General features: G+C 41.7%; 6 protein-coding genes and 1 pseudogene. All 7 read left to right on the top strand.

Annotated elements, in window-relative coordinates:
* Nucleotides 1-432, top strand: a pseudogene (gene nusA / locus LD39_RS05755) (transcription termination/antitermination protein NusA); the annotation flags it as partial.
* 13 nt (nt 433-445) lie between these two features.
* Nucleotides 446-721 (top strand): RNase P modulator RnpM, encoded by a 276-nt coding sequence (gene rnpM, locus LD39_RS05750; protein WP_081988333.1) that lies wholly within the window; start codon nt 446-448, stop codon nt 719-721.
* Complete coding sequence (locus LD39_RS05745) at nt 718-1032, top strand: YlxQ family RNA-binding protein (protein ID WP_035543855.1); 315 nt, start codon at nt 718-720, stop codon at nt 1030-1032. Before rnpM ends, LD39_RS05745 begins: the two co-directional genes overlap by 4 nt.
* Nucleotides 1033-1036: 4 nt before the next feature.
* Nucleotides 1037-3100: a translation initiation factor IF-2 gene (gene infB, locus LD39_RS05740; protein WP_035543851.1), complete on the top strand. Its 2064-nt coding sequence runs from the start codon at nt 1037-1039 to the stop codon at nt 3098-3100.
* Nucleotides 3097-3375 carry a DUF503 domain-containing protein gene (locus LD39_RS05735; RefSeq protein ID WP_035543849.1) on the top strand — a complete coding sequence of 93 codons (279 nt, stop codon included), beginning with the start codon at nt 3097-3099 and terminating at the stop codon, nt 3373-3375. The genes infB and LD39_RS05735 overlap by 4 nt, the downstream gene beginning before the upstream one ends.
* Nucleotides 3376-3556: 181 nt before the next feature.
* Entirely contained in the window at nt 3557-3910 is a 354-nt protein-coding gene (gene rbfA / locus LD39_RS05730; RefSeq protein ID WP_035543847.1) for a 30S ribosome-binding factor RbfA, read from the top strand.
* Nucleotides 3911-3982: 72 nt separating this feature from the next.
* Nucleotides 3983-4858 (top strand): tRNA pseudouridine(55) synthase TruB (gene truB, locus LD39_RS05725; RefSeq protein WP_035543844.1); only part of this gene is annotated, 876 nt, incomplete at its 3' end.

The raw sequence follows: 4858 nt of genomic DNA, 5'->3' as shown, positions 1-4858 counted from the left end.
GCTCGCGAAGCAGGTGATCGTTCTAAAATTTCAGTATACGCAGAGGATCAGGAAATTGATCCGGTAGGCTCCTGTGTAGGACAACGTGGGCAAAGGGTTCAAGCAATCGTAAATGAACTGAAGGGTGAAAAAATTGATATCGTTCAGTGGTCTGAAGACCCGATCGAATATGTTTCAAATGCCCTAAGTCCTTCAAAAGTTGTTGAAGTGCTTGTCAATGAAGAAGAAAAGGCTACAACAGTCATCGTGCCCGACTACCAATTGTCCTTGGCTATTGGTAAGCGTGGACAAAATGCTCGTCTTGCTGCTAAATTGACAGGATGGAAAATTGATATTAAGAGCGAAAGTGAAGCCCGGGAGCAAGGACTATTAAGTGATGAAGAACCTCACGAAGAGGATTTTGAAACTGAAGATGAATGGTCTGATGAGTAAGGAGGGGAGGAAAGTGTCCCGTTCTAAAAAACAACCACTTAGAAAATGCGTGGTTACTCAAGAAATGCTGCCTAAGAAACAATTGATCCGTGTCGTGCGAAACAAAGAAGGAGAGGTATTCGTAGATGACACAGGAAAGAAAAATGGCCGTGGTGCTTATCTCTCCAGAGATTTAGAAGTCATTGAAAAGGCTGAAAAGGAACACCTGCTTAACCGCCATTTAAACGCTCGAGTAGATGATAGTATCTACGAAGAGCTGAAATCAAAAGTAAAGGCACAAAAGTCATGAGCGGCAGCTATTTGAACCTGATCGGTCTTGCTCAGCGAGCGGGAAAATGTACGCTTGGCGAGGAAGCCATTGTCCGTGACATACAAAAACAAAAAGCTAAGCTCGTGCTTATTGCTGAAGATACTGGAAAACAAACGAAAAAGAAGCTAACAGATAAATGTAGCTTTTATGATATACCTTGCTATGTGGTTGATGATCGTGAAACACTATCACAAGCCATCGGAAAGGCGGGGAGAGTCGCGATCGCAGTTCTTGACCAAGGATTTGCGAAAAAGTTGCAATCGCTACTCGATGAATCTATTCGGGGGTGAACATATGAGTAAATTACGCGTATATGAATATGCAAAGAAGAATGAACTAACAAGTAAGCAAGTTATCAATAAATTAAATGAAATGAAGGTTGAAGTCTCTAACCATATGTCAACATTGGAAGAAGACGTAGCAACGAAACTGGACCAAGCATTCGGTAAAGGCCAACAGTCTTCCGGGAAGACACAAGCTAAGTCCAAAAAAGACAATAAGCCTAAACAAAAACAAGGCAACAATCCGAAAAATAAGAACCAAAAACACAATCAGAAAAACACGCAAAACAACCAGCCACCTCAGAAAAAACAGAAAAACCAAACACCAGAAAAAGTTACTTACTCTGGAAGTTTGACGGTTGGAGAGTTAGCAGAGAAGCTTAATAAAGATTCTTCTGAAATCATTAAAAAGCTTATGTTCCTGGGTGTTATGGCAACGAAAAACCAGGACCTAGATGCAGACTCCATTGAATTGATCTGCGAAGAATTTAATGTTGAAGTGGAAGAAGAAGTAGTCGTTGATGAAACGGATATCGAAAACATGACATTCGAGGATGATCCAGAGGATCTACAAGAACGTCCAGCTGTTGTAACCATTATGGGTCACGTTGACCATGGTAAAACGACACTGCTTGACCGCATTCGTCATACGAAGGTTACAGAAGGAGAAGCAGGGGGCATCACCCAGCATATCGGAGCTTACCAGGTCGAAGAAAATGGTAAGAAAATAACATTCCTTGATACGCCTGGACACGCAGCTTTCACTAGCATGCGGTCTCGAGGTGCTCAAGTAACGGATATTGCTATTCTTGTTGTTGCGGCTGATGATGGTGTTATGCCCCAAACGAAAGAAGCGATCAGTCACGCAAAAGCGGCTGGAGTTCCAATCATTGTTGCCGTCAATAAGATGGATAAAGAGGGAGCAAACCCAGACCGCGTCATGCAAGAATTGATGGAGTATGAATTGATTGCGGAAGATTACGGCGGAGAAACGATTTTTGTTAAAATGTCTGCTGTTCAAGGAGAAGGAATTGATGATCTTCTTGAAATGATTGTCTTAGTCTCAGAAATGGAAGAGTTCAAAGCTAATCCGAACCGTCCAGCATATGGTACGGTCATTGAAGCTGAACTTGATAAAGGGCGTGGACCTGTCGCTACTTTACTCGTTCAGAACGGTACTCTGAACGTCAGTGATTCTATCGTTGTTGGGAACACATTCGGCCGCGTACGTGCGATGGTTAATGATCTTGGCCGTCGTGTTAAAGTAGCTGGTCCTTCCACACCGGTAGAGATTACCGGGCTTAACAACGTCCCTCAAGCCGGAGATCGCTTCCTCGTATTTGAAGACGAGAAGAAGGCTCGCTCGGTTGGTGAAGCTCGTGCACAAAAACACTTGGAAGAAAACCGCAGTGCAACCGCGAAAGTGAGTCTTGATGACTTGTTTGAACAAATCAAGCAAGGCGATATTAAAGATATCAATCTTATTGTCAAAGCGGACGTACAAGGTTCTGTCGAGGCTCTTGCAGGTTCCCTTGAAAAGATCGATGTGGAGGGTGTTAAAGTTAAAATCATCCACACAGGCGTTGGTGCGATTACAGAATCTGACGTTACATTAGCTTCTGCTTCAAACGCCATCATTATTGGTTTCAACGTTCGCCCAGATGGAAATGCTCGTAAAGCTGCAGAATCAGAAGACGTAGAAATCCGTCTTCATAACATCATTTATAAAGTGATGGAAGAAATTGAAGCAGCTATGAAAGGGATGCTTGACCCAGAATATGAAGAGAAAATCATCGGTCAAGTTGAGGTTCGTGAAACCTTCAAAGTATCTAAAATTGGTACTATTGCCGGTTCTTATGTTACAGAAGGACGCGTGACACGTAACTCCGGAATTCGAGTTATTCGTGACGGTGTCGTCATTTATGAAGGTGAAATCGACGTTCTAAAACGATTCAAAGACGACGTTAAAGAAGTGCAGCAAGGTTATGAGTGCGGAATCACAATTAAGAACTTTAACGATATCAAAATTGGAGATATTATTGAACCGTTCGAAATGCAGGAAATCGAACGCACATGATTTTGAGCGCCGAGGTGGAATGTATCATCTATGACGCGCAGTCCTTAAAGGAAAAACGTTCTGTTCTTAAACGGGTGATAACGAGAATTCAAAATGATTTCAATGTATCTGTAAGTGAATTGGACTACCAAAATCTCTGGCAGCGCACGTGTATAGGTTTAGTGGTCATTGCCAGTGATAAAGTTATAGCCGAACAGACGGTCCAACGAACTTTAGCGTTTATTGATTCCTTTCCGGAGTTGGAACGAACAGATACAGTTTTGGAATGGTTATGAGAGGATATAGATGTAAAGTAAGTGTTTATAACTAGATACATTTCTAGTTTGTGCGCCTGCTTCTCCAGCTTCAAGTTTGGATATTGATTAGGTAGTGAGCCAATATAAAATTACTATAGATCAAGTTTCACTGAAGCTGGGAAAGTAAGGTGCTGGCGCTTTTTAGAAGAGGTGAACAAACATGAATGATTTACGTGCCAATCGTGTCGGAGAACAGATGAAAAAAGAGCTTAGTGATATCATCAGTAAGAAAATCAAGGACCCGCGTGTTGGATTTGTAACAGTAACCGAAGTAAAAGTTACCGGGGACTTACAGCAGGCGAAAGTGTACATTTCTGTTCTTGGTGATGATAAACAGAAGCATGATACACTTGTAGGTCTTGCTAAAGCAAAAGGTTTCATCCGTTCAGAAATTGGTCAGCGCATCCGTCTTCGAAAAACTCCTGAGATTATGTTCGAGTTTGACGAAGCGATTGAAAGAGGAAATCGTATCGAAACGATTCTTCGTGATCTTAATGATACCGACACTGAATAGGAAATGGATCCGTGCTCACTGAGCACGGATTCTATGTGTATAAAAACATAGTTGAGTTTTGAGGTGAAATGTATGGATGGTATTCTCCCATTATGGAAACCTAAGGGCTTCACGTCTCATGATTGTGTCAGTAAAGCTCGCGGTATGTTGAAGACGAAAAAGGTAGGTCATACAGGTACTCTGGACCCTGAGGTAGAAGGGGTTCTTCCTCTTTGTGTAGGAAAAGCTACTAAAATAGTCCCTTTTTTAACAGATACTGACAAAGTGTATGAAACGGTCGTCACGTTGGGCTATTCAACGACAACGGAAGATGCAACGGGAGACAAAATGGATGTGAAAAAAGTGAAGCCGCTTTCTATAAGTGAAGTTATGGAAGCTTTGGCATCATTTCAAGGAGAGATTACTCAAATTCCACCGATGTATTCTGCTGTAAAAGTTGATGGAAAAAAACTTTACGAATACGCGCGCGAAGGGAAAGAAGTAGAGCGTCCAGCACGCCAGGTGATGGTCAAAGAAATCGAACTAATCGACCAAGATATTACTTTTTCCGAGCAAACAGCTTCTTTTTCTATTCGTGTCGTATGTTCAAAAGGTACATATATCCGGACATTATGTGTAGATATCGGTAAATATTTAGGCTATCCGGCTCACATGTCTTTTCTAGTCCGTACAAAAACCGGAGACATTTCGAGAGAAGATTGCTACACATTTGACGAAATTCAGGAAAATGTCGATAAAGACAAGCGAAATTCTTTATTATTATCACTCTCACGAGGTTTAAATCATTTGAGTAGTTGGGAAGTTGAACAAGAGATGATACCAAAAATTCAGCATGGACAGGTTTTTGAATCTCCTGAGGGAATTTCTGAGCCTTTATTTGTTGTTAAATGTGCCGGAGAAGTTCTTGCCATCTATCAGCAGCATCCTTCCAAGCCTGGATATATTAAA

The organism is Halobacillus sp. BBL2006 (assembly GCF_000786645.1).
In the GTDB taxonomy this organism is placed as follows: Bacteria; Bacillota; Bacilli; order Bacillales; family Halobacillaceae; genus Halobacillus.
Note: the sequence above shows the minus strand (reverse complement) of the source record. Positions and strands in the feature narration are given on the sequence as shown.

Bases quoted from the DNA above. Each gene is read 5' to 3' on its own strand.
- rbfA (WP_035543847.1), top strand. From the start codon at position 3,557: ATGAATGATTTACGTGCCAATCGTGTCGGAGAACAGATGAAAAAAGAG.
- LD39_RS05735 (WP_035543849.1), top strand. From the start codon at position 3,097: ATGATTTTGAGCGCCGAGGTGGAATGTATCATCTATGACGCGCAGTCC.
- infB (WP_035543851.1), top strand. From the start codon at position 1,037: ATGAGTAAATTACGCGTATATGAATATGCAAAGAAGAATGAACTAACA.
- LD39_RS05745 (WP_035543855.1), top strand. From the start codon at position 718: ATGAGCGGCAGCTATTTGAACCTGATCGGTCTTGCTCAGCGAGCGGGA.